25 protein-coding genes are annotated in these 25,174 nt (G+C 70.0%); 7 read left to right on the top strand and 18 right to left on the bottom strand.

What is annotated here, in order from left to right:
• Positions 1-10: 10 nt before the first annotated feature.
• Both ychF and DEJ14_RS04685 read right to left on the bottom strand, forming a co-directional pair.
• Positions 11-1,084 (bottom strand): redox-regulated ATPase YchF, encoded by a 1,074-nt coding sequence (gene ychF, locus DEJ14_RS04690; RefSeq protein ID WP_111084945.1) that lies wholly within the window; start codon positions 1,082-1,084, stop codon positions 11-13.
• A gap of 59 nt (positions 1,085-1,143) precedes the next feature.
• Positions 1,144-1,713: a hypothetical protein gene (locus tag DEJ14_RS04685; RefSeq protein WP_111084944.1), complete on the bottom strand. Its 570-nt coding sequence runs from the start codon at positions 1,711-1,713 to the stop codon at positions 1,144-1,146.
• Between the two features lie 91 nt (positions 1,714-1,804).
• On the opposite strand from DEJ14_RS04685, the gene DEJ14_RS04680 reads away from it, so the two are divergent.
• The 4 genes from DEJ14_RS04680 (at position 1,805) to DEJ14_RS04665 (ending at position 4,361) form a co-directional block, all read left to right on the top strand.
• The gene (locus DEJ14_RS04680) at positions 1,805-2,269 is read left to right on the top strand and encodes a hypothetical protein (protein WP_111084943.1); all 465 of its coding nucleotides are present in this window, start codon (positions 1,805-1,807) and stop codon (positions 2,267-2,269) included.
• Between the two features lie 64 nt (positions 2,270-2,333).
• Positions 2,334-2,972 carry an exonuclease domain-containing protein gene (locus DEJ14_RS04675; RefSeq protein ID WP_111085038.1) on the top strand — a complete coding sequence of 213 codons (639 nt, stop codon included), beginning with the start codon at positions 2,334-2,336 and terminating at the stop codon, positions 2,970-2,972.
• A gap of 70 nt (positions 2,973-3,042) precedes the next feature.
• Positions 3,043-3,507, top strand: a complete 465-nt coding sequence (locus DEJ14_RS04670; RefSeq protein WP_111084942.1) for an SRPBCC family protein — start codon at positions 3,043-3,045, stop codon at positions 3,505-3,507.
• Positions 3,508-3,602: 95 nt separating this feature from the next.
• Complete coding sequence (locus DEJ14_RS04665; protein WP_111084941.1) at positions 3,603-4,361, top strand: GntR family transcriptional regulator; 759 nt, start codon at positions 3,603-3,605, stop codon at positions 4,359-4,361.
• Positions 4,362-4,511: 150 nt separating this feature from the next.
• Here the strand turns inward: DEJ14_RS04665 and DEJ14_RS04660 are convergent, their stop codons facing one another.
• From DEJ14_RS04660 to iolC, 11 genes are all read right to left on the bottom strand, one after another.
• A complete protein-coding gene (locus DEJ14_RS04660) occupies positions 4,512-4,919 on the bottom strand; it encodes a tautomerase family protein (protein ID WP_111084940.1) in 408 nt (135 codons plus the stop codon).
• Between the two features lie 122 nt (positions 4,920-5,041).
• Entirely contained in the window at positions 5,042-6,259 is a 1,218-nt protein-coding gene (locus tag DEJ14_RS04655) for a Gfo/Idh/MocA family protein (protein WP_111084939.1), read from the bottom strand.
• Positions 6,256-7,368, bottom strand: a complete 1,113-nt coding sequence (locus tag DEJ14_RS04650) for a transaldolase family protein (protein ID WP_111084938.1) — start codon at positions 7,366-7,368, stop codon at positions 6,256-6,258. The genes DEJ14_RS04655 and DEJ14_RS04650 overlap by 4 nt, the downstream gene beginning before the upstream one ends.
• The gene (locus DEJ14_RS04645; RefSeq protein WP_111084937.1) at positions 7,365-8,234 is read right to left on the bottom strand and encodes a sugar phosphate isomerase/epimerase family protein; all 870 of its coding nucleotides are present in this window, start codon (positions 8,232-8,234) and stop codon (positions 7,365-7,367) included. The genes DEJ14_RS04650 and DEJ14_RS04645 overlap by 4 nt, the downstream gene beginning before the upstream one ends.
• A 3-nt stretch (positions 8,235-8,237) precedes the next feature.
• Entirely contained in the window at positions 8,238-9,269 is a 1,032-nt protein-coding gene (locus tag DEJ14_RS04640; protein ID WP_111084936.1) for a Gfo/Idh/MocA family protein, read from the bottom strand.
• Positions 9,270-9,319: 50 nt separating this feature from the next.
• Positions 9,320-10,246 carry a sugar phosphate isomerase/epimerase family protein gene (locus DEJ14_RS04635; protein ID WP_111084935.1) on the bottom strand — a complete coding sequence of 309 codons (927 nt, stop codon included), beginning with the start codon at positions 10,244-10,246 and terminating at the stop codon, positions 9,320-9,322.
• 50 nt (positions 10,247-10,296) lie between these two features.
• A complete protein-coding gene (gene iolD / locus DEJ14_RS04630; RefSeq protein ID WP_181437484.1) occupies positions 10,297-12,204 on the bottom strand; it encodes a 3D-(3,5/4)-trihydroxycyclohexane-1,2-dione acylhydrolase (decyclizing) in 1,908 nt (635 codons plus the stop codon).
• Positions 12,205-12,221: 17 nt separating this feature from the next.
• Entirely contained in the window at positions 12,222-13,154 is a 933-nt protein-coding gene (gene iolB, locus DEJ14_RS04625; protein WP_111084933.1) for a 5-deoxy-glucuronate isomerase, read from the bottom strand.
• Positions 13,155-13,162: 8 nt separating this feature from the next.
• Positions 13,163-14,674, bottom strand: a complete 1,512-nt coding sequence (locus DEJ14_RS04620) for a CoA-acylating methylmalonate-semialdehyde dehydrogenase (protein WP_181437477.1) — start codon at positions 14,672-14,674, stop codon at positions 13,163-13,165.
• Complete coding sequence (locus DEJ14_RS04615) at positions 14,671-15,627, bottom strand: class I fructose-bisphosphate aldolase (protein WP_220036410.1); 957 nt, start codon at positions 15,625-15,627, stop codon at positions 14,671-14,673. The genes DEJ14_RS04620 and DEJ14_RS04615 overlap by 4 nt, the downstream gene beginning before the upstream one ends.
• Positions 15,620-16,651, bottom strand: a complete 1,032-nt coding sequence (iolC, locus tag DEJ14_RS04610) for a 5-dehydro-2-deoxygluconokinase (protein WP_111084932.1) — start codon at positions 16,649-16,651, stop codon at positions 15,620-15,622. Before iolC ends, DEJ14_RS04615 begins: the two co-directional genes overlap by 8 nt.
• 189 nt (positions 16,652-16,840) lie before the next feature.
• On the opposite strand from iolC, the gene DEJ14_RS04605 reads away from it, so the two are divergent.
• Entirely contained in the window at positions 16,841-18,103 is a 1,263-nt protein-coding gene (locus DEJ14_RS04605; RefSeq protein WP_111084931.1) for a DNA recombination protein RmuC, read from the top strand.
• Positions 18,104-18,118: 15 nt separating this feature from the next.
• Here DEJ14_RS04605 and DEJ14_RS04600 read toward each other — a convergent pair whose 3' ends face one another.
• From DEJ14_RS04600 to glpX, 5 genes are all read right to left on the bottom strand, one after another.
• Complete coding sequence (locus tag DEJ14_RS04600) at positions 18,119-18,667, bottom strand: RNA 2'-phosphotransferase (RefSeq protein WP_111084930.1); 549 nt, start codon at positions 18,665-18,667, stop codon at positions 18,119-18,121.
• Positions 18,668-18,670: 3 nt separating this feature from the next.
• On the bottom strand, positions 18,671-19,036 hold the full coding sequence (locus DEJ14_RS04595) for an SMI1/KNR4 family protein (RefSeq protein ID WP_146249715.1): 366 nt from the start codon (positions 19,034-19,036) through the stop codon (positions 18,671-18,673).
• Positions 19,037-19,083: 47 nt separating this feature from the next.
• A complete protein-coding gene (locus tag DEJ14_RS04590; RefSeq protein ID WP_284180332.1) occupies positions 19,084-20,607 on the bottom strand; it encodes a putative T7SS-secreted protein in 1,524 nt (507 codons plus the stop codon).
• A gap of 106 nt (positions 20,608-20,713) precedes the next feature.
• Entirely contained in the window at positions 20,714-21,610 is an 897-nt protein-coding gene (locus DEJ14_RS04585; RefSeq protein ID WP_111084798.1) for a hypothetical protein, read from the bottom strand.
• Positions 21,611-21,693: 83 nt separating this feature from the next.
• On the bottom strand, positions 21,694-22,683 hold the full coding sequence (glpX, locus tag DEJ14_RS04580) for a class II fructose-bisphosphatase (RefSeq protein ID WP_111084799.1): 990 nt from the start codon (positions 22,681-22,683) through the stop codon (positions 21,694-21,696).
• An 89-nt stretch (positions 22,684-22,772) separates the two neighbouring features.
• Between glpX and fbaA the strand changes: the two genes are divergently transcribed.
• A complete protein-coding gene (gene fbaA, locus DEJ14_RS04575) occupies positions 22,773-23,801 on the top strand; it encodes a class II fructose-bisphosphate aldolase (RefSeq protein ID WP_111084800.1) in 1,029 nt (342 codons plus the stop codon).
• A 93-nt stretch (positions 23,802-23,894) separates the two neighbouring features.
• A complete protein-coding gene (locus DEJ14_RS04570) occupies positions 23,895-25,154 on the top strand; it encodes a M18 family aminopeptidase (RefSeq protein ID WP_111084801.1) in 1,260 nt (419 codons plus the stop codon).
• Positions 25,155-25,174: the final 20 nt, after the last annotated feature.

The following is a 25,174-nucleotide window of genomic DNA, read 5'->3' as shown; positions in this document are numbered from 1 at the left end:
CGCGGCGAGGTCAGTTGTTGAAGCGGAACTCCACCACGTCGCCGTCCTGCATGACGTAGTCCTTGCCCTCGATGCGGGCCTTGCCGGCAGCGCGGGCCTCGGCGATGGAGCCGGTCTCGACCAGGTCGACGAACGAGATGACCTCGGCCTTGATGAAGCCCTTCTCGAAATCGGTGTGGATGACGCCGGCAGCCTGGGGTGCCTTCCACCCCTTGCCGATCGTCCACGCGCGGGCTTCCTTCGGGCCGGCCGTCAGGTAGGTCTGCAGCCCGAGGGTGTCGAACCCGATGCGGGCGAGCTGGTCGAGCCCGGACTCGGTCTGCCCGGTCGACTCGAGCAGCTCGGCGGCGTCGGCGGGGTCGAGGTCGATGAGCTCCGACTCGACCTGGGCGTCGAGGAACACTGCCTGTGCGGGGGCGACCAGCGCGGCCAGCTCGGCCTTGCGGGCGTCGTCGGTCAGGATCGCCTCGTCGACGTTGAACACGAAGATGAAGGGCTTGGCGGACAGGAGTCCGAGCTCGGCGATCGGCGCGAGGTCGATCTTCGTCGCGGACAGCAGGGTGCCCTGCTCGAGCGCGGCACGGGCCTCGCGAGCGGTCTCGAGCACGATCGGCTCGGCCTGCTTGAGCTTCACGGTCTTCTCGTACCGCGGCAGAGCCTTGTCGATCGTCTCCATGTCGGCGAGGATCAGCTCGGTGTTGATGACCTCGAGGTCGTCCTTCGGGGACACCTTGTTGGCGACGTGCACGACGTCGTCGTCGGTGAAGCCGCGGACGACCTGCGCGATGGCGTCGGCCTCGCGGATGTTGGCGAGGAACTTGTTGCCGAGCCCCTCACCTTCGCTCGCGCCCTTGACGATGCCGGCGATGTCGACGAACGACACCGGCGCGGGCACGGTCTTCTCCGAGTGGAAGAGCTCGGCGAGCTGGTCGAGCCGCGAGTCGGGCAGGTTCACCACCCCGACGTTCGGCTCGATCGTCGCGAACGGGTAGTTCGCGGCGAGGACCTGGTTCTTGGTCAGGGCGTTGAACAGGGTCGACTTGCCGACGTTCGGGAGACCGACGATTCCGATGGTGAGAGCCACGGAAGAACAGCCTACCGGCGGCGGCCTGTCGGAGCCGACCCGGGCCTCCAGTCCGTCCGTCAGTCCAGCGGTGGCGACCCGCCCATCCGGGGCCGCAGGGCGGTGATGCGACGCTCGACGACGTCGAAGACGTCGGCTTGCAGCCGCTGCGAGCGCCGCCAGTCGCCGGCCACCTGCAGCGAATGGTCGGCACGGTCGACGGTCTGGAGGCGCGGAGCAGTCCCCGAGACCCGCTCGGGCCGCCACATGGTGTCGCCTCCACCCCCGATCGCGTCGTGCGCATCGGTGGCGGCGGCGAGCGCCGTGGCCACGTCGTCGTGCGTGAGGACCGGCGTGAGCCAGACCCCGGGGACGCCGTTCCGGATCGCCCACGGCAGCGCGAAGCACCCGAACGACTTCGCGATGACCAGGTCGGGCAGGCGATCGTCCAGCGCAGCCCCGATCGCGGCCTCGACGAACGCCACCGGGTCGGCCCCGGCGTCGGCGTCGATGATCCAGGCCGGTGCCACCACCTCGCACCCGGCCGCCGACGCGATGGCCTGTGACCACCACAGCAACGGTGCCTGCTGCCCGTAGCCGGCCCCGGCGAGCACCAGCACGAGCGGCCGACCGTCTCCGTCGTTCCCCATGCGCGCACGCTACCGCGCGGAACGCGCCACGACGGCTTCTGGCAGCGTGGTCCCCGTCGTCCGGACCGGGCGACGGAACAGGAGGACGTCGATGTGGTTCGAACGCGACGAGCGCGGTGTGCACTCGGTGGGCATGGGAGCGCCGGCGCTGCGGCAGCGCTTCGCACCGGAGACCCTCGCCGCACTCGAGCAGGCCTCCCGCGCTGCGCTCGAGCAGCTGCACGACGCGATGGCCGAGCTCGAGGCGGACGTCCTGGTCGTCTACGACCCCGAGGACGACACGATCGACTACGCCGAAGAGGACCGGTTCCGCGGGATCCCGCTCCCCCGGGACTCCGGCTTCCCGGTCATCACGGGCGACCTGACCGCCGGACTCACCGAACACGTCGAGCGCCTGCCGCTGCGCTGGCGTCTGGACGGCGTCGCGGTGGCCTTCGAGATGGTGGGCACCCTGCTGGCCCCCTACTGGAAGCGCGAACGAGCCCGTCGGACGGCGACCTGGCGCGCGACGGCACGACGCCGGCGCAGCAGCTCCCGCTCGGCACGACGCCGCTGAGCGTCCGGCCGCAACGCCGAGGCGGCTTCCGGCTATGTCGGCGCCCCGTGCGACGATCGGAACCGTGCCGTTGAACTTCACCGCGATCGACTTCGAGACCGCGAACAGCTCGCCCGCCAGTGCGTGCTCCGTCGGACTCGTCAAGGTCCGCGCGGGCCGGGTCGTCGACCGGGCGTCGTGGTTCATCCGCCCGCCGTTCGGACACGACGCGTTCCTCGAGTGGAACACCCGGATCCACGGGATCGTCGCCGAGGACGTCGTGCACGCGAAGACGTGGGAGCAGCAGTACCCCGACCTGGTGGCCTTCGCCGAGGGTGACGTCCTGGTCGCGCACAACGCCCGGTTCGACATGGGCGTCATCGCCGGCGGCTGCTCGGCCACCGGCATCGACCTCGCCGAACACCACTCGATGTGCTCGCTCGCGGTCGCCCGCAAGACCTACACGCTCGACTCCTACCGACTGCCGGTCGCCGCGATGGCCGCCGGGTTCGAGGGCTTCCAGCACCACGACGCCGCCGCCGATGCCGAGGCGTGCGCCGCGATCGTCATCCACGCCGCCGGCCACCACGGCACCGACACGGTCGAGGCCCTGGGGGCAGCGACCCGCGTGACGATCGCCCCGGTCCGGGCCCGTGCCGAGAAGCCCAAGGCGTCGACGCCGCAGCCGCGGCTGTCGAACCGCCCGATGGTCTTCGCCGACTGAGCTGACCGCGCCGGCCCGGCCGGGCCGAAGGTCCCTGTCGCCGCCTCGACCGCAGCACTACGCTCAGCGCATGGCTGCTCCCACCACGATCGAACGCGAGACCGTCATCACGGCTCGCGCCGCGGACATCACCCCGTACCTGGCGGACCTGCACCGCTGGGTCGAGTGGTCGCCGTGGGAGGGGCAGGATCCCGCGCTGCAGCGGACGTACACCGGTGAACCGGGGACGGTCGGCTCGACGTACGCCTGGAAGGGCAACCGAAAGGCCGGTGCCGGTGCCATGGCGATCACTCGGGTCGATGCCGCCGAGGTCGACGTCGACCTGCAGTTCACCGCACCGTTCCGGTCGTCGAGCGCGGTCGCGTTCCGGCTCGACGAGCTCGAGCGAGAAGGCGGCACGCGGGTCGTCTGGTCGATGACGAGCCCGCAGAACCTGATGTCGCGCGTGATGGGTGTGTTCGTCAACATGGACAAGTTCCTCGGTGGCGACTTCGAGAAGGGCCTCGCCAAGCTGAAGGCTGCGGTCGAGCGCTGACGGGAGTGGCACACCGGGGCGCAGGGCACCCGATGGTATTGTCACGACAATCCCTCGGCATCGCTGCCGAACCCGCAATTCCCCGAAGGACCGCGATGACCAACGAAGGCCAGCTGCCGTCCGACCTGTTCATGGACCTGGACCGGTCGGGTCCCATGCCCCTCTACTTCCAGGTGGCCTCGCGCATCGAGGAGTCGATCCGCTCCGGTGTGATGCCTCCCGGCGCCCGTCTCGAGAACGAGATCGCGCTCGGCGAGCGCCTCGGGCTGTCCCGCCCGACGATCCGCCGGGCGATCCAGGACCTCGTCGACAAGGGTCTGCTCGTCCGCCGCCGCGGCATCGGCACGCAGGTCGTGCACGGCCCGGTGACCCGCAAGGTCGAGCTCACGAGCCTGTACGACGACCTGGCCCAGGGGTCACAGGCACCGGCGACGAAGCTCCTCGAGCGCAACGACGTCCCTGCCTCGGACGAGGTCGCCGCAGCCCTCAGCATCGAGCCCGGCACGATCGTCGCGCACATCCGTCGCGTGCGGTTCGCCGAGGACGTCCCGATGGCGATCCTCGAGAACTACCTGCCGCCGGAGTTCCTCGAGATCTCCGACCAGGACCTGCAGGACCACGGTCTGTACCAGCTGCTCCGCGGTCGCGGTGTGACGATGCGGGTGGCGAAGCAGCGGATCGGTGCCCGCGCGGTCACCGACGAAGAGGCCGGTCTGCTCGAGATCGAGGACGGCGACCCCGTGCTCACCATGAGCCGCACCGCGTACGACGCCTCGGGCCGCGCGGTCGAGTACGGCGTGCACTGCTACCGCCCCGACCGCTACTCGTTCGAGGTCACCCTCGTCGACAAGTAGGCGGTTCGCGCTGCCGGTCTGACGTCGAGGTTCCACGACCTGCCGCACGAGTGACGCCGAGGTTCCACGGATGGCCGCCGAACGCCTCGAGATGCCGAGATCTCGGAACCTCGGGGCGGACGGTCGGGACGGGCGGGCTCGCGCGGGCGCTCAGGCGAGGGCGGGCACGCCGAGCTCGCCGGTCACGTACTGGGCGCGGCCGAAGCCGAACGACCAGTCCTGCGGGCCGTTCTCGACGTAGCCGATGAAGACGTCCTCGGACGCGACACCGATCGCCGCCAGGGCGTCGTGGATGGCCGCGTACAGCGCCGTCTTCGCGTCGTCGGTGCGCCCGCGCTGCGTGAAGACCTGGATCATGACGACGCCCTCGGTGCGCTCGAACCCGAGGCCGGCGTCCTCGGCGATGATCTGCTGCGCCGGGTGCTCGGTGATCACCTGGAACCGGTCGCGCACGGGGATCGCGTACACGTCGACGATGGCCTGGTGGATCGCGTCGGCGATGGCGCGCACCGCCTGCGGCGTGCGGCCGGTGGCGAGGTCGATACGGACGAGCGGCATGGTGCCTCCTGCAGTTCGGGACTTTGTCCTGACAAACTAACATGGACCGAGGCGCAGCAACAGACGGACTGGAGGCGCGGTGCCAGCTGGCACCGCGCCTCCCGTCCGTGGTCCGCGACCGTCTAGAGCACGGGGGTCGCCGCCGCGTAGGTGAGCGGCCCATCGACGCGCGCGACGTCGTGCCACGCGCCGTCGGCGAGGGACGCCTCGGCCGCCTCGACGATCGACGCAGCGGCCAGTCCGTCGGCGACGGACGGGGCGAGCTGCTCCCCGCGGCGGACGCTCGCGATGAACTGGGCGGCCTCGATCGTCTTCAGGTCGTCGTAGCCCATGGCCGTGCCGGCGCCGGGCTGGAAGCGCGCGAACTCGCCGTCACCCGAGGCGACGTAGTGCGTGGCGTAGCCGTCGACCTCTTGGCCGTCGAGGTACACCTCGAGCTCGTTGAGACGCTGGAAGTCCCACCGCACCGAACCCTTGGTGCCGTAGATCTCGAGCGTGTACTCGGCGTGCGGTCCCCGCATGACGCGGCTCGAGTCCATGGTGCCGACGGCGCCGTCCTCGAAGCGGAAGAGCAGGGCTGCGTAGTCCTCGTTCTCGACGCGGCCGAGCTCGCCGGTGGCTGCGGCGCTCCGGTCGACGATGCCCGCGGCCGGCTTCGGGCGCTCCTGGATGAACGTCTCGGCCAACGCGCTCACGCTGGCGATCCGACCGACGACGTACTGCGCCAGGTCGAGGCCGTGCGAGAGCAGGTCGCCGAGCACGCCCGAACCGGCACGCTCCCGCTCGAAACGCCAGGTCAGCGGTGCTGCGGGGTCGGACGAGTAGTCGGCGAGCAGCGACCCGCGCACGTTCGTGATGCGGCCGAGGCGGCCGCTGCGGACGAGTTCGCGGGCCCGCTCGATCGCCGGGGCGTGCCGGTAGTTGAACCCGACGCTCGTGATGACGCCTTCGCGCTGCACGGCCTCGTGGATCTCACGCGAGTCGCTGGCGTAGCGGCCCATCGGCTTCTCGATCCAGAACGGCTTGCCCGCTTCGGCAGCAGCGACCGCCATCTCGCGGTGCAGGAAGTTCGGCGAGCAGATCGAAACGACGTCGACGGCCGGGTCGGCGAGGACCTCGTGGTAGTCGGCAACGGCCCGCTCGTAGCCCAGGCGGGTGACGGCCTGGTCGCGAGCGGCCTCGATCGGGTCCGCGGCGACGACGAGCCGGGGGTGCACGCCGAGCTCCGGGAAGTGGTCCGGCAGGGCGCGGTAGGCGCGGGAGTGCAGCCGCCCCATCCAGCCGACCGAGATGAGACCGACGCCGATGCTGTCCGGTGCAGCGGTGTCCACGGCGGTCATGCGGCGGGGACGATGATGTCGCGGACCAGGGCGTCGAGCTGCGCGTCGGCGTCGAGGAACTGGCGCAGCGTCGTCACCGTGGCCCCGAACCGGTCGAACTCGTCGATCGTCATGCCGTCGACGTCGTACCCGCGCGCGAACTCGGGCGTCGCGGCACGCAGGGCCGCGATGACGTCGGCCGGCACCTCGTCGTGGATGGCGTCCGGACGGAACGGGAACGCGTTCGCGTTGATGTCCTTCGTCCACTGGAACGGCGGCGAGACGACGAGGTCTCCGCCCTGGAACTCCGACCACTGCAGCGCGTTGCGGAAGGCGGCGACGAGCACGCGCGACCGGAAGCCACGCTCCTGGAACACCCGGTAGGCGTTCTTCACCGCGGCGACGCCGGCCCACTCGAGGATGCCGGGGTCGACCATGACGTGGTCCCGCTTGACGACGGTCTTCAGCCAGTCGTCGAACCGGCCGGCCATCAGCGTGACGACGTGGCCGAACTCCTGGTCGGGCAGGCCGTCAGCGGCACGACGGTCGAGCGCACGCTCGATGGCCGCACCGACGGCGACGACCTGCGGCACCGTGAAGGACACCGTCGCGTTGATCGAGACCCCGCGGTAGGCGGCCTCCTCGATCGCGGCGATGCCGACCTTTGTGGCGGGGATCTTCACGATGATGTTCGGGGCGAGCTGCGAGAACCGCACGGCCTGCTCGACCAGGGCATCGGCGTCGCGGTGGAAGCGTGGGTCGGTCTGCATCGACAGGCGACCGTTGCGGCCCCCTGATGCCTCGAACGCGGGCAGCAGCTGCTCGGCCGCCGCGATGGAGAGCTCCTCGACGGCCTTCCAACCGATCCAGGACTCCCCCGCGGTCGGGTGCTCCGCGGCGATCTCGCGGATGCGCGGCACCCAGGTCTCCGGGTCCTGCTTGATGCAGGTGTACGCGATCACCGGGTTGCAGGTCGCCCCGACGGCGCCGTACTCGTGGATCGCGGTGGACAGTTCGCGCGGGTCGGCGGAGTCGTTCCACAGGGCGGTCGCGGTCTGCGACGCGGCCTGCAGCGTGACGGGTCGGACGTCGGCGTCGGTGATCGCCGGTGACGAGAGGGTGTCGGTCATCGTGTGAGTCCCTTCTTGATCGTGTCGAGCTGGAAGCGCGAGACCTGGTCGGCGTTCTCGTCCTCGGCGAAGACGCTCGACACCGCGACGGTGTCCTCGCGCGCCGTGAAGCCGACCCGGTCGAGGGCGGCCCAGAAGGCGTCGAAGTCGACGTCCGCCTGGCCGACCGGCAGGTGCTGGTGCACGCGGACCGGGTTGCCGGGCGGGTTGGTGATGTAGCGCAGGCCGTGCGACCGGTGGTGGTCGTAGGCGTCGGCGACGTGCACGAGCTGCAGTGAGTCGCCCGCAGCGTCGATGATCTCGTCCATGTTGCCGCCGTAGTGGAACGTGTGGCAGGCGACGTAGACGAAGCCGATGCTCTTCGAGTTCAGCCCGCGGATCACCCGGAGCGCCTCGAGCCCGTCCTCGACGAAGTCGTCGGGGTGCGGGTCGATGAGGACCCGGATGCCGGAGTCCTCGATGATCGGCAGGAGCTCCTCCATCGCCCAGTGGAACTGGTCCTCGGACTCCTCGGCACGCTCGGGGCGGCCGGAGAACTCCGTGTTGATCGTGTCCACGCCCAGGCGCTTCGTGATCTCGATCACCCGCTTCCACTTCTTGACGGCGGCCTCGCGGGCCTCCTTGTCCGGGCCGGCCCAGCGCAGGACGGGCAGGACCGACGCGACCTGGACCCCGGCCGTCGTGCACGCCGCGGCGAACGCGTCGACGAGGTCGTCGTCGGCCGTGGGGTGCCGGTAGAAGGGGATGAAGTCCTTGTGCGGGGTGAGCTGCAGGTACTCGTAGCCGAGGTCGGCGACCTTCTGCGGGAACTCCAGCAGCGACAGGTCGTGGTGGTACGGCGTGGGGTCGAGCGCGATCTTCGGCATCGATCAGGCCGTCTCGTAGAACGCGGGCTTCGCGGTGGCGTAGGCAACCTGCTCGAGCGCACCGGACTGCTGCGCGCGCACGGCGACCTCGGCGACGACCGAGGCGGTGTACCCGTCCCAGGCGCTCGGGCCGTCGATGCCACCGGCGCGCGCGGCGTCGACCCAGCGCTGCACCTCCTCGTCGTACGCGGCACCGAAGCGCTCGACGAACGACGGGGTGACGCCCTGGCCGGAGACGCCCTGCGACACGAGGGTGAGCGAGGTCTCGCGGCCGATGTACGCGACCCCGGACTCGAACACCGCGTCGGTCGTGACCTGGTAGCCGAACTGGGCGTTCACGTTGATCTCGACGATCGCCATGGTGCCGGACTCGGTGGTGAACAGCACGAACTGCGGCTCGGGCAGGTCGGCCGGCGCCAGCGAGTTCTTGCGGGGCTTCTTGACCTCGACGCTCGTGATCGCCTCGCCCGTGATGAACGGGATGATGTCGATCTCGTGGATCACCGAGTCGTGGATGAGCATCGACTCGCTGAAGTTCGGCGGCGTGGTCGGGTTGCGGTGCGCGTGGTGCAGCGCGAGCAGGGCACCGTTGGCCCCGGACTCCCGCAGCGCGCGCAGCTCCTGGTAGCCCTTGTCGAAGCGGCGCATGAAGCCGACCTGGATCTTCGGACGGACGGACGTCGCCTGCTCGAGCTCGACGATCCGCAACGAGTCCTCGGCCGAGGTCGTGAGCGGCTTCTCGCACAGGACGGCGAGACCGCGCTCGATCGCCGGCACCAGGACCGGCTCGTGCAGGAAGCCGGGCGTCGCGACGATGACGGCGTCGATCGGGGTGGCGTCGAGCGCCTCCTCGAACGATGCCGCGGTGATCGCGCCGGGCGCCTTCGCCGCGGCGGCGGTCGCGCGGCCGGTGTCGGGGTCGACGATCGCGACGACGTCCGCGCCGGCGATGGTCGAGGTGATGCGACGGATGTGGTCGCTGCCCATGGCGCCCGCGCCGACGACGGCGACGCGGAGGTTGTCAGTGGTGCTCATGGCGGTGCTCCTGGGGTAGATGACGCTGCGTGGACGGCTGTTGGGGCCGGTCAGGACACGCGGGCGGCGGACGTGGAACCGAAGATGTGCTGGAAGGTGCGCTCGGCGATCGGGCCGGGGGCGTCGACCGAGCAGCCGTACATGTCCTGCTCGACGATGCCGAAGACGTCCGGGTTGATCATCGCGACGGCCTCGATGATCGGGCCGAGCTCGGGGGTACCGTGCGGCGGCTCGGTCATGATCCCCTGCGACACGGCGGTGGCGAACGGCACGTCGTTCTTCAGCACGTCGAACAGCAGGTCGGTGTCGACCTGCTTGAGGTGCAGGTAGCCGATGCGCTCCGGGTGCGCGGCGATGAGCTTGAGGTTGTCGCCGCCGTAGTACGCGAAGTGGCCGGTGTCGAGGCAGAGGTTCGTGTACGCCGGATCCGTCTCCGACAGGAACCGCACGGTCTCCTTGTAGGTGCCGACGTGGCTGTCCGCGTGCGTGTGGAACTGCTGGTGGACGCCGTACTCCTCGAGCAGCGCCTTGCCGAGCTGGTCGTGGCCCTTGCCGAGGCGGTCCCACTGCTCGTCGGTCAGGGTGCGCGACTCGAGGACCTCTTCCGTGGCGTCCGAGCGCCACAGGTCCGGGATCGTCACGAGGTGCTGGGCGCCGAGCTTCGCCGCCAGACCCGCGACCGCCACGGCCTGGTCCCAGGCACGCTGGAACTGGTCCTCGCCCTTGTGGAAGCCGGTGAACACCGTGCCGGCGGAGAGCTTCAGCCCGCGCGACTCGAGCTCGTCCGACAGCTGCGACGGGTCGGTCGGCAGGTAGCCGTACGGTCCGAGCTCGATCCACTCGTACCCGGCGGCGGCCGCTTCGTCGAGGAAGCGCTTCCACGGCACCTGGTTGGGGTCGTCGGGGAACCAGACGCCCCACGAGTCGGGGGCGGTGCCGATCCGGATGGCGTCGGTTGCGGTGGCGGTGTCGGTCATGACGTCGTCGTCTGCTCTCTGGGTGTGGTGCGTGTGGTGGACGGTGGTGCTCAGCCGAGCAGCGGGCGCTGGGCGGCGACCTGCTGCTCGTACTCGGCGCGGGCGGTCTGCGTGCTCGACAGCGTCGAGGTCTGCGCGACCGGCACGTCCCACCAGCCGTCGCCCTCGGGGGCGTAGACCAGCGGGTCCGAGTTGATGTGCACGAGGGTGGTGTGGTCGTTCGCCTTCGCCTGACGCAGCGCGGCCTTGAGGTCCTCGATGCTGTCCGGGCCGGGCTGGACCTCGATCACGTCGACGCCGTACGACCGCGCGTTCGCCGCGAGGTCGACGGGCAGCGGGTCGCCGTTGTCGAACGACTGCGTCTCGTCCAGGTAGCGGTACTTCGTGCCGTAGCGCTCGGACCCGACGGTCTCGGACAGGTGCCCGATCGACGCGTACCCGTGGTTCTGGATGAGCACGACGATGATCTTGATGCCCTCGGCCACGGCGGTGACGAGCTCGGTGTGCAGCATGAGGTAGCTGCCGTCGCCGACCATGACGATCGCGTCGCGGTCCGGGGCGCCACGACGGACGCCGATGCCGCCGGCGATCTCGTAGCCCATGCACGAGAACGCGTACTCGACGTGGTAGCCGAGGGCGTCCTGCACGCGCCAGAGTTTGTGCAGGTCGCCGGGCAGCGAGCCGGCCGCCTGGATGACGACGTCGCGCGGGTCGGACACCGCCTGCACGGCGCCGATGATCTCCGGCTGACCGGGCAGGTCGGCGCCGGACGGCGCGAACGCGCCGTCGACGGCTGCGTCCCACGCCGCCTTCAGCGACGCGATCTCCGCAGCGTAGGCGGCGTCGACGACGAACGCGGGCTCTGCGGGTGACGACCCGGACGACGCGAGCGCCGCGGTCAACGCGACCAGGGCCTCCCGGGCATCCGCGATCAGCGGCAGCTGCGAACCGTGCTTGTACGCGTCGAACGCGGCCACGTTGACGTTCACGAACGTGACGTCCGGGTTCTGGAACGCGGTCCGCGACGCGGTCGTGAAGTCGCTGTAGCGCGTGCCGATCCCGATCACGACGTCCGCCTGCGCGGCGACCGCGTTCGCGGCGGCCGTGCCGGTCGCGCCGATGCCACCGAGGTACTGCGGGTGGTCCCAGACGAGCGAGCCACCGCCGGCCTGCGAGGTGCCGACCGGGATGCCGGTGGCCTCGACGAAGGCCGCGAGCTCGCGCTCCGCGCCGGAGTACAGCACGCCACCGCCCGCGACGATCACCGGACGCTGCGCGCCCCGGATGGCGGCGACCGCACGCGCCAGCGGCCCGTGCTCGGGCAGCGGCCGACGGATGTGCCACTCGCGCGGCTGCAGGAACGCGACGGGGACGTCGAACTCCTCGGCCTGCACGTCCTCGGGCAGAGCGATCGTCACGGCACCGGTCTCGGCCGGGTCGGTGAGCACGCGCATCGCGGCGAGGGCGATCGAGAACAGCTGCTCGGGGCGCTCGACGCGGTCGAAGTAGCGCGACAGCGGACGGAACGCGTCCGTCACCTGGATCGAGGTGTCGTGCGGCAGCTCGATCTGCTGGAGCACCGGGTCGGTGGTCCGCGTCGCGAACGTGTCCGACGGCAGGAGCAGCGCGGGCAGCCGGTTCGTCGTCGCGAGCGCCGCGGCGGTGAGCATGTTCGCGGCGCCCGGGCCGACCGACGCCGTCGCGGCGAAGGTCGCACGGCGGCGGTGCATGCGGGCGAAGCCGACGGCCTCGTGCACCATCGCCTGCTCGTTGCGGGCCTGGTGGTACGGCAGCAGGCCGGGCTGTTCGACGTGGAGCTGCTTGATGGCCTGTCCGACGCCGGCGACGTTGCCGTGCCCGAAGATGCCGAAGATCCCCGGGATGGTGCATTCGCGGACGTCGCCGTCGACGGTCCACTGGTTCGCCAGGAACTCGACGAGTGCCTGGCCGACGGTCATCCGGCGCGTGGTGGTGGTCACGCCTGCTTCCTTTCGTAGGGCAGGCGCGGGTCGAGCTGCTCGCTCTCCCACACCTGGCGGACCCAGCCGTGCGCCGGGTCGTCGGTGATGTTCCAGACGCGCTCCGGGTCGGGCCCGGCCATCACGTTCAGGTAGTACATGTCGTAGCCCGGAGCAGCGACGGCGGGGCCGTGCCAGCCGTGCGGCACCAGCGCGACGTCGCCGGTGCGCACTTCGCGGAACTCGTCGATCGGACGGTCGTCCGATGCGTACGTGCGGTGCAGCGCGAACGGGTCGGCGGTGGTCGGAGCCGAGACGCCGCGGGCCACCGCGGACTCGTAGTAGTAGATCTCCTCGAGGTTCGACTCCTGGCCCGGCACGTTCGTGTCGTGCTTGTGCGGCGGGTACGACGACCAGTTGCCGGCCGGCGTGATCACCTCGCACACGATGAACTTGTCGGCATCGAGTGCGGCCGGGGTGCCGAAGTTGTGCACCTGGCGGCTGGACTGCCCGGCACCGCGGAGCTCCACCGGCACGTCCTGCCGGGCCACGTACGTGGTCGGCTTGACGGTGTCGGTGGGCGCCTCGGCGACCGCGAACCGGCCTGCGCCGGTGATCGTCGCCGCGGTGCCGGACCCCAGGTACAGGACGTCGGTGGGGCCCTCGAAGACGCTCGCGCGCCCCTGCAGGGCCTGCTCGCCGTCACCGGCGGCGCCCGCGTGGGTCACGTGGAACGACCCGGCGAGCGGCACGACGATGCGTTCCACGGCGTCGGCCGGGAGGCGCAACTCGCGCGTACCGGTCGGGTCACCGTCCGTCAGGGTGCCGGTCCGGAGCCCGGTGTGCGCCCATCCTGCGATGCGACCGTCGACGACGTCGGTCCAGCCGGCCTCCGGCCGGCTCCCCTTCGGGATGAACCACTGGTCGTGCTCGTGCTGTTCGTTCGCCATGCTGCGGCTCAGTTGTTCGACGGGAAGCCGAGGTTGATGCCGCCGTGCGACGGGTCGAGCCAGCGGCTCGTGATCGCCTTCTGGCGGGTGAAGAAGCTCACGCCGTCGGCGCCGTACGCCTTGTGGTCACCGAACAGCGAGTTCTTCCAGCCGCCGAACGAGAAGTACGCGACCGGCACGGGGATCGGGACGTTGATGCCGATCATGCCGACCTGCACGTCGCGCTGGAAACGACGCGCCGCCCCACCGTCGTTGGTGAAGATGGCGGTCCCGTTGCCGTACGCACCCGAGTTGATGAGCTCGAGGCCCTCGTCGTACGTGGCGACGCGGACGACGCTCAGCACCGGGCCGAAGATCTCCTCGGTGTAGACGCGGCTCGTGGTGGGGACCTGGTCGATCAGCGTCGGGCCCAGCCAGAAGCCGTTCTCGTCGCCGTCGGGTCGGACGGTGCGGCCGTCCACCACAACCACCGCACCGTCCTGCTCTGCGACCTCGATGTACGAGGCGACCTTGTCGCGGTGCTGCTTCGTGACGAGCGGGCCCATGTCGCATCCGCGACGACCGTCGCCGATGCGCAGGGTGGCCGCGCGGTCCTTGATCTTCTGGATGAGCTCGTCCGCCACGGGCTCGACGGCGACGACGACCGAGATCGCCATGCAGCGCTCACCGGCGGAGCCGAAGCCCGCGTTGATGGCGTTGTCCGCGACCAGGTCGAGGTCGGCGTCCGGCAGCACCAGCATGTGGTTCTTCGCGCCGCCCAGGGCCTGCACGCGCTTGCCGTGCTTCGTGCCGGTCTCGTAGACGTACTGCGCGATCGGCGTGGACCCGACGAACGAGATCGACTCGACGTCGGGGCTCGTGAGCAGGCCGTCGACCGAGAGCTTGTCGCCGTTGAGGACGTTGAAGACACCGTCGGGCAGACCGGCCTCGGAGAACTTCTCGGCGAGCCAGATGGCGGCGCTCGGGTCCTTCTCGGACGGCTTCAGCACGACGGTGTTGCCCGCGGCGATCGCGATCGGCAGGAACCACAGCGGCACCATCGCCGGGAAGTTGAAGGGGCTGATGATGCCCACGACGCCGAGCGGCTGCCGGATCGAGTACACGTCGATGCCGGTCGAGACCTGGTCGGAGAACTCGCCCTTGAGCAGGCTCGGGATGTTCGTCGCGAGCTCCACGACCTCCTGCCCACGGGCGATCTCACCCAGGGCGTCGTCGATGACCTTGCCGTGCTCGCTCGTGATGATCTCGGCGAGCTCGCCCTTGTCGCGGTTCAGGATCTCGCGGAACGAGAAGAGGATCTGCTGGCGCTTGGTGAGCGACAGGTTGCTCCACGCCGGGAACGCCGCCTTGGCACTCGCGATGGCGGCCTGGATCTCGTCCTCGTTCGCCAGGGCGACCTGCTTCGTCGCGACGCCCAGGGCCGGGTCGTACACGGGGGCGCTGTTGCCCGACGCGGACTCGACGTGCTTGCCGCCGATCCAGTGGCCGACGGTGGTGGTGGCGGTCTCCGTGGTGGTCATGCGTTGCTTCCTTCGAGTGTGGTGGCTTCTTCGTGCGTGGTGCCGGCGTTCGCGGTGCCGGCGCTCCCGGTGTGGACGAGGCCGGCGGCCACGTCGACCGCGGTGGCGACGTCGCCGTCCGGCGGGTAGAGCAGGGTCCGGCCGACGACCAGACCGCGCACGCCGGGGAGTGCGAGGGCGTCGGCCCACTTGGCGTACGTCTCGAGCGGCTTGCTCGACGGGTCGCCACCGAGCAGGAGCGTCGGCAGCGTCGTCGCCGCCATCACCCGCTCCATGTCGTCGACGACCGGGATCTTCAACCAGCTGTAGGCGCTGGACTCCCCCAAGCCCGCGGCGATCGCCATCGAGGTGATGACGGCGTCGGCGGTCAGGTCGTTCACGACCCGGCCGTCCTGCCACGCGGACATGAACGGCTCGAGCATGATCGGCAGCTGGAGTGCGGCGGCCTCGCTGACGGCGCGGGCCGTGGCCTCGAGCGTCGGGGCCGTGCCCGCGTCCTCGAGCGCGATGCGCACCAGGAGCTTGGCGAAGTCGAGCCCGGAGTCCTTGATCGCCTGCGCCGAGTAGGCGGTGTAGCGGTCGTCCATCTCGAACGTCGCGCCGCGCAGCCCGCCGCGGTTCATCGACCCGACGACGACCTTGCCGTCGAGGGCGCCGAGCAGTGCCAGGTCCTCGAGGATGTCGGGCGTCCCGAGCACCCCGTCGACGCCGGGGCGACCGAGCGCCGTGACGAGCCGCTCGAGCAGGTCGTAGCGGTCGGCCATGGCGGACTCGTCGTTCCGGACCGCCAGGGCACCGCGTGCCGGGTGGTCGGCGGCGACGATGAAGAGCTTGCCGTCGTCGGCGAGCAGGGAGCGCTTGTGCCGAGCGTCGAGCACGGACCGCACCAGTTCGGGCTGTCCGGCGCGGATGTCCCGGAGGCGCTGGAAGTCAGCGGGGCTGATCTCAGGCATGGGTCTTCTCCTCGGTGTTGGTCGCACCCGTGCTCGTGTGCGTCGTTCCCTCGGCGGGGTTGTCGGTCAGGAACTGCTCGATCTCGTCGCTCGTGGGCATCGCCGTCGAGCACTCGAACCGGGTCGCGACGATGGCGCCGGCGGCGTTGCAGAAGGCGAGGATCCGCTCGAGGCCCCAGCCCTGCAGCAGGCCGTGGGTCAGCGCGCCGCCGAAGCCGTCACCGGAGCCGAGCCCGTTGACGACGTCGATGTGGTGCGGGCGGAACTCGACGAACTCGTCGCGGGTCTTCGCCAGCACGCCCTTGGGGCCCTGCTTGACGATGGCGACCTCGACCCCGCGCTCGAGCAGGGCGTCGGCAGCGCGGACCGGGTCGGTCTCACCGACGGCAACCTCGCACTCCTCGCGGTTGCCGACGGCGACCGTGGCGTGTTCGAGGGCGACGGCGACCTCGCGCGTCGCGGCCTCGGGGCTCGACCAGAACATCGAGCGGTAGTCCAGGTCCAAGACGGTGTGCAGTGCTGTCGGGGCGTCGGCGGCGCTCCGCGCCTGGAACGCGGTGTGGTGTGCGCTGCGGCTCGGCTCTTCGCTCAGGCCGGTCACCGTGGTCCAGAAGATCTTCGCCCGCTCGATCTCGTGCAGCGGCAGGGACTTCGCCGTGATCATCAGGTCCGGCGCCTTCGGGGCCCGGTAGAAGTACAGCGGGAAGTCGTCCGGCGGGAAGATCTCGCAGAACGCGACGGGGGTGTTCAGCCCCTCGACCGTCTCGACGAAGGCGTTCGCGACGCCGAACTCCGGCAGGGTGCGGGCGATGTACCGGCCGAACGGGTCGTTGCCGGTGCGGGTGATGATCGCGGCGTCCGCGCCGTGGCGAGCGGCGGCGATGGCGACGTTGGTCGCGCTGCCGCCGACGGACTTCGAGAACGTCGTGACGTCTTCGAGCGGGCCGGTCTGCTGCGGGTAGATGTCGACGCTGACGCGTCCCATCGTGATCACGTCGTAGGCGTGGGGAGCGGGGTTCGTCATGCGACGTGGTGGACCTTCCGTGCGGCTTCATCGGCGGACGTTCACGACTGTACACCCTGTTTGCCCTAATGTCATGACATGGGATTCGAGGCCTGCTGCGCTGGTCCCGTGTTGCCGGTCACGCCGGTTCTGCGGGCGCGTCGGTGTGCCGGGAGGCGCGGTGTCGGTGGGTCCTGCCAAGGTCACGACATGCAGATCCTCGCCCTGGTCATCGGTCTCGTGATCGGCATCGCCGTCGGTGCGGTGGTCGCCTGGTCGCTCGCACGGTCGCGCGCCGGCGTCGACGCCGCAGCGGCGCGCGCGAGCGCCGAGGCGCTCCGCACGCGGCTCGACGAGGTCCGCCGCGACGCCGAGGAGCGCCTCGACGCACAGGACGCCCAGTACCGCCGCCAGGTCGACTCCCTCGAACGCCGCGCCGCCGAGCTCGAGCACCTCGTGCAGCGCATGCACGGCGCCGACTCCGCCCGGAACCAGAACGAGTCGAAGGTGCTGTCCGCGCTCAGCCCCGTCGCGCAGACCCTCGACGTGATGCGCACGAAGATCGCCGAGCTCGAGCAGTCCCGCAGCGAGCAGTACGGCGCCCTGTCCGCGCAGCTGCGGTCGGCCGCCGAGTCCGAGGAACGTCTGCGTGCCACGGCCGACACCCTGGCCAGCGCCCTGTCGTCGAACAGCACCCGCGGGGTGTGGGGCGAGACGCAGCTGCGCAACGTGGTCGAGGCCGCCGGGTTGCTCGAGCGGGTCGACTTCGACGTGCAGTCGTCGGTCATCACCTCGGCCGGCACAGCCCGACCCGACATGGTCGTGCACCTGCCCGGCGGCAAGACCATCGCCGTCGACGCCAAGGTGCCGTTCAGCGCCTACCTGCAGGCCGCCGAGATCCCGGCGACCGCCACCGGAGCCGAGGGGGCCCGCCGCGACGCGCTCATCGGGCAGCACGTCAAGGCGCTCCGCGCGCACGTCGACGCCCTGGCCGCGCGCGAGTACTGGACCGGCTACGACGCCTCCCCCGAGCTCACCGTCGCCTTCATCCCGTCCGAGTCGCTCATCTCGAGCGCCCTCGCCGCCGACCCCGGCCTGCTCGACCACGCCTTCCGCAAGCGCATCGCACTCGCTTCTCCCGTGACCCTGTGGTCCGTGTTGAAGACGGTCGCGTTCTCGTGGCAGCAGGACGTCGTCTCCCAAGAGGCGCACGAGCTCTTTCGCGTCTCGCGCGAGCTCTACGGCCGGCTGTCCACTATGGCGGGGCACGTCGACAAGCTCGGTCGTTCGATCCGGGGCTCCGTCGTCGACTACAACCGGTTCGTGGGCTCGCTCGAACGGCAGGTGCTGCCGAGCGCCCGTCGGTTGTCGCTGCTCGACGAGTCGAAGGTGATCGCGGACCCGGCGTCGATCGAGGACGAGCCGCGGTTGCTCACGGCGCCGGAGCTGGTGGGGGCGGTCGACGAGGACTGACCGTCACCCCGTGGATCAGGCCTCGGCAGCTGCGGTGATGTAGCGCGGCGGGATGACCAACGCCAGCGTGACGCGGTCGTGGCCTTCCGAGAACTCGATGCCTTCCCGGTGCGCGCGACCCGCATCGACCCGCAGCAGGACGGGAGCGGGAGACTTGCGTCGACCCGCTTGCATCGCCAGCTCTCGATCAGTCGTCAGATGCGCGTACTGGCGCCCCATGGGCAAGAGACCATCGCGCAGGATCGACTCAGCCGCCGCGGGAGAAGTCGCGTGCCAGAGCACCGGTCGCGGCACGATCGTTGGCTTCACGATGCGCTCGTCGGTCGAGTGGCCGTACTGTGCGCGGATCAGGTCACCCTCCACCGCGAAGCGCTGCTTGTCAGACTCGGCGACGATGCGGCGCAAGTCCTCCACCGTTGCGTCCACGCCCGACCGCGCCAAGGCTCCGGCGAGATCTGCGAGCGGGACGCTCCCGTCGGCGCCGAGCTCCAGCCCGTACGCACCCGGTTCGTGCCGCAACGCGTGCGACATCGCCTTGCTGATCGACGTGTCCTTTCGGGGCATGCCTCAGTCCTCTTCCTGCTCCGCGAGCCACACTGCTCGGTGCTCCTCCATTTCCTCCCACCAGACGTCGAACGACGTCCACTGACCCCGGTACTCCGTCCCGGGGGAAGCGAACGTGTGGATGATCAGGACAGGAGGGTTGCCCGAACGGTCGCCACCGTCGAAACAGAACACGTCGTCCGTGTCCTGGTGCTTCGCGAAGGGCACGAGGGAACGGGTCGGATACTGCTCCCCAACGATGTCAGCCCAGTTCTTTGTCTGGCTCTCGTACTCAGACGTCCACATGAAGGGATCGATGTCGGGAAGCGGGTCTTGTGCAAGGGCACGTTGGAAGCGCTCGGGGTACTGGAATCCCTCGGGCGCGATCAAGCGCGCCTCGACTTGCCGTTCCTCGACGGTTGTTAGTCGACGTTCCCTCACTGTGGTGCTCCGGTGAGCTTCGGGAGGTCGTGAGACCCAGCTGGATTCGCTTTCGACCAATTCGTGCCTTGCGACTTTATCCGAACCTCAGCGGCCTCGCCCCACGTTCTGGGCTCGGCGTGACCACGCTTCGTGAAGCGTTCAACCTCTCTTGCGGTCAACGGTTCGTGGTGTTCGTGTGCGCGCGCCTGCACTGGCGTTTCGGTCTCCCGCGCGGCTCTGATCCGAGTGTTGTCCATGCTGGTGCTCGCGCCGTCCGGCATCTCCACCACGTCGACCGGGTCTCCGCGCCAACCGCCGTCGCGCATGCTGCTGGTGATGTCGTCGTAGTTGTACGGCTCACCGGTGGTGCGGTCGATCTTGTTGAAGGAGACAGACTTCTGCGAGAACCGAACAGCACCAGGTTCGAACGGCCGAACGACTCGCTGCAGTGGCGTGAACAGCTTTCCCAGCTTGGACGTCGCATTGAAGGCATTGACCTGTTTCGCGATCACGTCACGTCCACGTGCGAATCGACTACCGACGTGCAACAGTGAGGTCGCCCGTCCACCCTTACTCGCCATCCGCATCGCCCGAGCCGTCACCCCTAGGCCACCTGCTAGTGGGACGCAGTCGAGCAAGGAGAACGCGAGGTCCCACCCGTCGGCTTCGCCCTTGCTCATCTTGTACAACGTGTCCGCCAACACCACGAGCGCGATCGCCGCGATGATCAACGTCCACGGCCCCGGGATGATCATCGCGATGATCCCGCCGACCGCGACGACGACCTTCGCGACCGAGACGATGGTCTCCCACGCCTCGGACCCGAAGATCTTGTCCCACGTGGACTGCTTCCCCAGCCCCGCGTCGGCCGCTTCACCGATCTTGGTGGCGGTGCGCTGCTCCGCGTCCTGCCAGTCGCCCTTCGCGTCGGCGACGAGCCGCTTCGCCGCGTCGATCCGGGACTGCGCCGCCGCGATGTCGCCCTGTGCCGAGGACACGGAGCCCTGCGCGACGGAGGCGTTGTCGGACGCTGCCCGCAACTGCGCCGGCGACGGCACGTCCACCCCGTCCGGCACCTCGGAGCCGGCCGGGTACTTCTCCGCGACCTTCGACAGGTCGGACGATGCCGACTGGTAGTGCGACAGGGTCGACTGCGCGTCGGCGAGCCGGTCCTGCGCCGCGGCGAGGTCCCCGGAGGCGTCCTTCGCGTCCGCGAGCGCACCATCAGCCCGGTACTGGGTGTCGTCGACGGTGTCCGCCCACCCCGACAGGGCGGTCGCGGCGAGTTCGTAGGAGTCGACGAGCTTGGTCAGGTCCGACGGGGTGTCCTCGATCGCGTCGACGAACACGTCGGCCGCTTCACCCTCCCAGTCGGTCAGCCACCCGGAACCCTTGACGGACTTCAGCCGGGTCGAGGCGTCATCGGCCGCGTCGGAGATGCGCTGGTACTCCCGCGACATCATCCGCAACGTCGACGGATCACCCTTGACCGGGTCATCACCCTGATCGACGACATCCCACCCCGACGGCCGCCCCATCATTCCTCCCCAGGTCCGATCTCTCGCCCTGTTCTCCACAGGCGCGCGAATGTGACCATATCAGGGGACATCGACGTGGACGCGTGCCCCCGACGCGGCCGCGGCGTCAGAGGGCTGCGCGGATGGCACCGAGCTCGGGGAACCCTCGGAGCCGGTACCGGGCGGGGCGGACGTCGAGCTCGTCGATCAGGTCGGACGCCAACTCCCGGAGCCGACCGAAGGGCACGGGCTGCGTCTGGCCGTCGAGTGTGACGAGCACCACGGTGTCGACCGCGGCGACGATCGTCTCGACGTCCTGGGTCCACGACGAGTACGAGAAGGCCGGGGAGTCCTCGGCGAGCCGCGCAACCGACACCGCAGCGACGTGCACTTCCTCGCCCCGGCGATCGAACGACGCCTGCAGGTCGTCCTGCTGCAGGTTCGCGGCCGTCGACGTCCACAGCGCTCGGATCGTCCGCAGTTCCCCGTCGAGCGACGGGTGCTCGAACCGTACCCACCCGTCAGCGCGCAGCACCACGGGCGGTCCGCTCAGGACCTCGCCCTCGTCGTCGGCCAGGATCTGCTGGGCGACACCGGCCGCGACTCGGAGCCCGTCCTCGTCCTGGTCTCCCGTGACGATGAACGTCGTCGGCGCCACCGGGAAGACCACTGCGCTGCCGCGGAACTCGATGCCCTGGAACGTCTGCGGTGCGAGCACGAGCACGACGGCGAGGTCAGGGTCCTGGATGACGATCGTGCCGGGCTGGATCACCGCGACGTCACCGCCGGCCTGCTCCTGCGCAGCAGCAACGGCCGCACGCAGGACGTCCTCGTCCGTCCACCCCATCTCGGCGAGCGCCGACGTGGTGAGGACCGAGCCGTCGTCATCGGCGAGGATCACCCCGAGGTCAGGCGCCACCGGCACGACGTGCGGCAGGCGGTCGTCCGTGCCGTCCGCTTGCGCACGCAGGGTGCGGATGCCTGCGGTGTCCAGTCCGACGATCCGTGCTGTTGTCGCAGTCATGCGTCGAGCCTACGCAACGGCGTGTGCAACGGGGCGCCACCGGAAGACCGGCGACGCCCCGAAGCAGCAGACGAGCGTCCGGCCTAGAACCACTTCTCCGCACGGTGGTCCGCCTGGATGCGACGGATGGTGTTCGAGCGCGACCGCAGCACGAGCGAGTCGGTGTGGATGACACCGCGCGAGCGACGGACACCGTCGACCAGGACGCCGTCGGTGACGCCGGTGGCGACGAAGAACGTGTTGTCACCCGTGACCAGGTCGTCCTGGTCGAGGACCTTGTCCAGGTCGTGACCGGCGGCGATGGCGCGCTCGCGCTCCTCGTCGTCCTTCGGCTGCAGCTTGCCGAGGATGACGCCGCCGAGCGCCTTGATCGCGCAGGCCGTGATGATGCCCTCGGGGGTGCCACCGACACCGACGCACATGTCGATCGTCGAGCCGGGCAGGGCCGCGGCGATGCCACCGGCGACGTCACCGTCGAGCAGCAGACGCGTCCCGGCACCGGTCGCACGGATCGCGCGGATCAGCTCGTCGTGGCGGGGACGGTCGAGCACGGCCACGACCATGTCCTCGAGGTCCTTGCCCTTGGCCTTCGCAAGCGCACGGATGTTCTCACCGATCGGCTTCTCGAGGTCCAGGACCCCGCGGCCCTCGGGCCCGGCGGCGATCTTGTCCATGTAGAACACGGCGGAGGGGTCGTACATCGAACCGCGGTCCGAGACGGCCATGACGGAGATGGCGTTCTGGCGGCCGGCTGCGGTGAGCGAGGTGCCGTCGATCGGGTCGACCGCGATGTCGCAGGCTGGGCCGTGGCCGTTGCCGACGTGCTCGCCGTTGTAGAGCATCGGGGCGTTGTCCTTCTCGCCCTCACCGATGACGACGACGCCGTCGAAGTTCACGGTGCCGAGGAACTTGCGCATCGCGTCGACGGCGGCACCGTCGGCGAGGTTCTTCTCACCGCGCCCGACCCACGGCTGCGCACGGATCGCGGCGGCCTCCGTCGCACGCACGAGCTCGAGGGCCAGGTTGCGGTCGGGCTGGAGGAACAGGGAGCCGGTTTCCGTAGAGGGAGTCACGACCCGAGCTTACCGACCGCCGTCGAGTCACACTCCAGTCCGGCTGACTACGATCGGCGGGGACATCACCGAAGTCGAAGGAGATCCACGTGCCCATCGCAACGCCGGAACAGTACGCCGAGATGATCGAACGCGCGAAGGCGGGCAAGTTCGCGTACCCCGCGGTCAACGTGTCCTCGTCGCAGACCATCAACGCGGTCCTCCAGGGCCTGCAGGAGTCCGGCTCGGACGGCATCCTCCAGGTCACGACGGGCGGTGCCGACTACTTCGCCGGCCAGACGATCAAGAACCGTGCCGCCGGTGCCCTCGCGATGGCGAAGTTCGCCCACGAGGTCGCGAAGAACTACGACATCACGGTCGCGCTGCACACCGACCACTGCCCGAAGGACGCCCTCGACGGCTTCGTCCTGCCGCTCATCGCAGCGAGCGAGGAAGAGGTCCGCGCCGGCCGCAACCCGATCTTCCAGTCGCACATGTGGGACGGCTCGGCCGTGCCGCTCGACGAGAACATCGAGATCGCCAAGACAATGATCGAGAAGACGCGGAACATCAACGCGATCCTCGAGGTCGAGATCGGCGTCGTCGGCGGCGAAGAGGACGGCGTCGAGCACGAGGGCACGAACGACGCCCTGTACACGACCCCGAACGACGTCGAGAAGGTGGTCGACGCACTCGGCCTGGGCGACAAGGGCCGCTGGATCGCCGCGCTCACCTTCGGCAACGTGCACGGTGTCTACAAGCCGGGGGGCGTCAAGCTCCGCCCCGAGCTCCTCGGCGAGATCCAGGCCTCGGTCGCGGCCAAGCACGGCACGGGCGAGAACCCGCTCGACCTCGTCTTCCACGGTGGCTCCGGCTCGACCGACGACGAGATCCACGAGGCCGTCCGCAACGGCGTCATCAAGATGAACATCGACACGGACACGCAGTACGCGTTCACGCGCTCGATCGCCGACTCGATGTTCCGGAACTACGAGGGCGTCCTGAAGATCGACGGCGAAGTCGGTAACAAGAAGCAGTACGACCCCCGCGCCTGGGGCAAGGTCGCCGAGTCCGCCATGGCGGCTCGCGTGGGCGAGGCCGCGAAGGTGCTCGGCTCCGCCGGTCACACCAAGGGCTGACACCGGGAGCAGCTGCCAGGAGGAACGGGGCGCGTCCGACGGACGTGCCCCGTTCTGCGTCCGGTCGCCTCCACCGCATGCCACGATGGGCGGGTGACCGTCGACGCCATCGCCTCCGAGTTCGCCCAGTTCGTCACCGAGTCGCCCACCGCGTTCCATGCGGCAGTGGCTGCGCGCGACCGCCTCGTCGCAGCCGGGTTCACCGGGCTGTCCGAGCTCGACGCCTGGCCGACCGAACCCGGCGCGTACGTGGTGGTCCGCGACGGCGCGGTCATCGCGTGGCGCCTGCCGGAGGGTGCAACGGCGACGACGCCGTTCCGGATCCTCGGCGCACACACCGACTCCCCCGGGTTCCGCATCAAGCCGAACCCCGGAGTCCGCACCGGCGGGTGGGAGCAGCTGAACGTCGAGGTCTACGGCGGCGCGCTCCTGTCCACGTGGTTCGACCGCGACCTGCGCATCGCCGGCCGGGTCGTCGACGCCGACGGCAGCGTCCGGCTGGTGAGCACCGACGCCGTCGCCCGCATCCCGAACCTCGCGATCCACCTCGACCGCGGGGTGAACGACGGCAAGGAGATCGACCGCCAGCGCCACACCCTGCCGATCGTCGGCGTGGACGGCGACGCCGGAGGGACCTCGGTCGTGGAGTGGTTGCGCGCTCGACTCGGAGCCGATGCCGTGTCGTGGGACCTCTTCCTCGCCGACACCCAGGCCCCCGCCCGCATCGGCATCGACCGCGAGTTCCTCGCGTCGGGCCGGATGGACAACCTGACGAGCGTGCACGCCGGACTCCGCGGCATCGTGGACGCCCCGGTCGACGGCGACCACATCCCCGTGTTCGCGGCGTTCGACCACGAGGAGATCGGTTCCTCGACCCCGTCCGGTGCCGGTGGCCCGTTCCTCGAGGACGTCCTCGGCCGCGTGCAGGAGGGCCTCGGCACCACCCGCTCCGAGGCCGCCCGGGCGTTCCGCGCCTCGTGGCTGCTGTCGAGCGACGCCGGCCACCTGGTGCACCCGAACCAGCCCGAGAAGCACGACCCGACGAACCGTCCGCGCCCCGGTGCCGGTCCGCTGCTGAAGATCAGCGCGAACCAGCGCTACATGACCGAGGCGAAGGGCGAGGCCGTCTGGGCCGCCGCGTGCGACACGGCTGGGGTGCCATGGCAGCCGTTCGTCAACGTGAACACGATCCCCGGTGGCTCGACCATCGGCCCGATCGCGGCGACCCGGCTCGGGATCCCGACGATCGACATCGGCGTCGGACTGCTGTCGATGCACTCGATCCGCGAGCTCGTGCACGTCGAGGACCTGGCCTCACTGCACGGCGCCGTCGCGGCGTTCCTGGCCGGCTGAACCCTGGCCGGCTGACCCCC

Origin of the sequence: Curtobacterium sp. MCJR17_020, from assembly GCF_003234365.2 — a bacterium.
Lineage (GTDB): Bacteria > Actinomycetota > Actinomycetes > Actinomycetales > Microbacteriaceae > Curtobacterium.
Note: the sequence above shows the minus strand (reverse complement) of the source record. Positions and strands in the feature narration are given on the sequence as shown.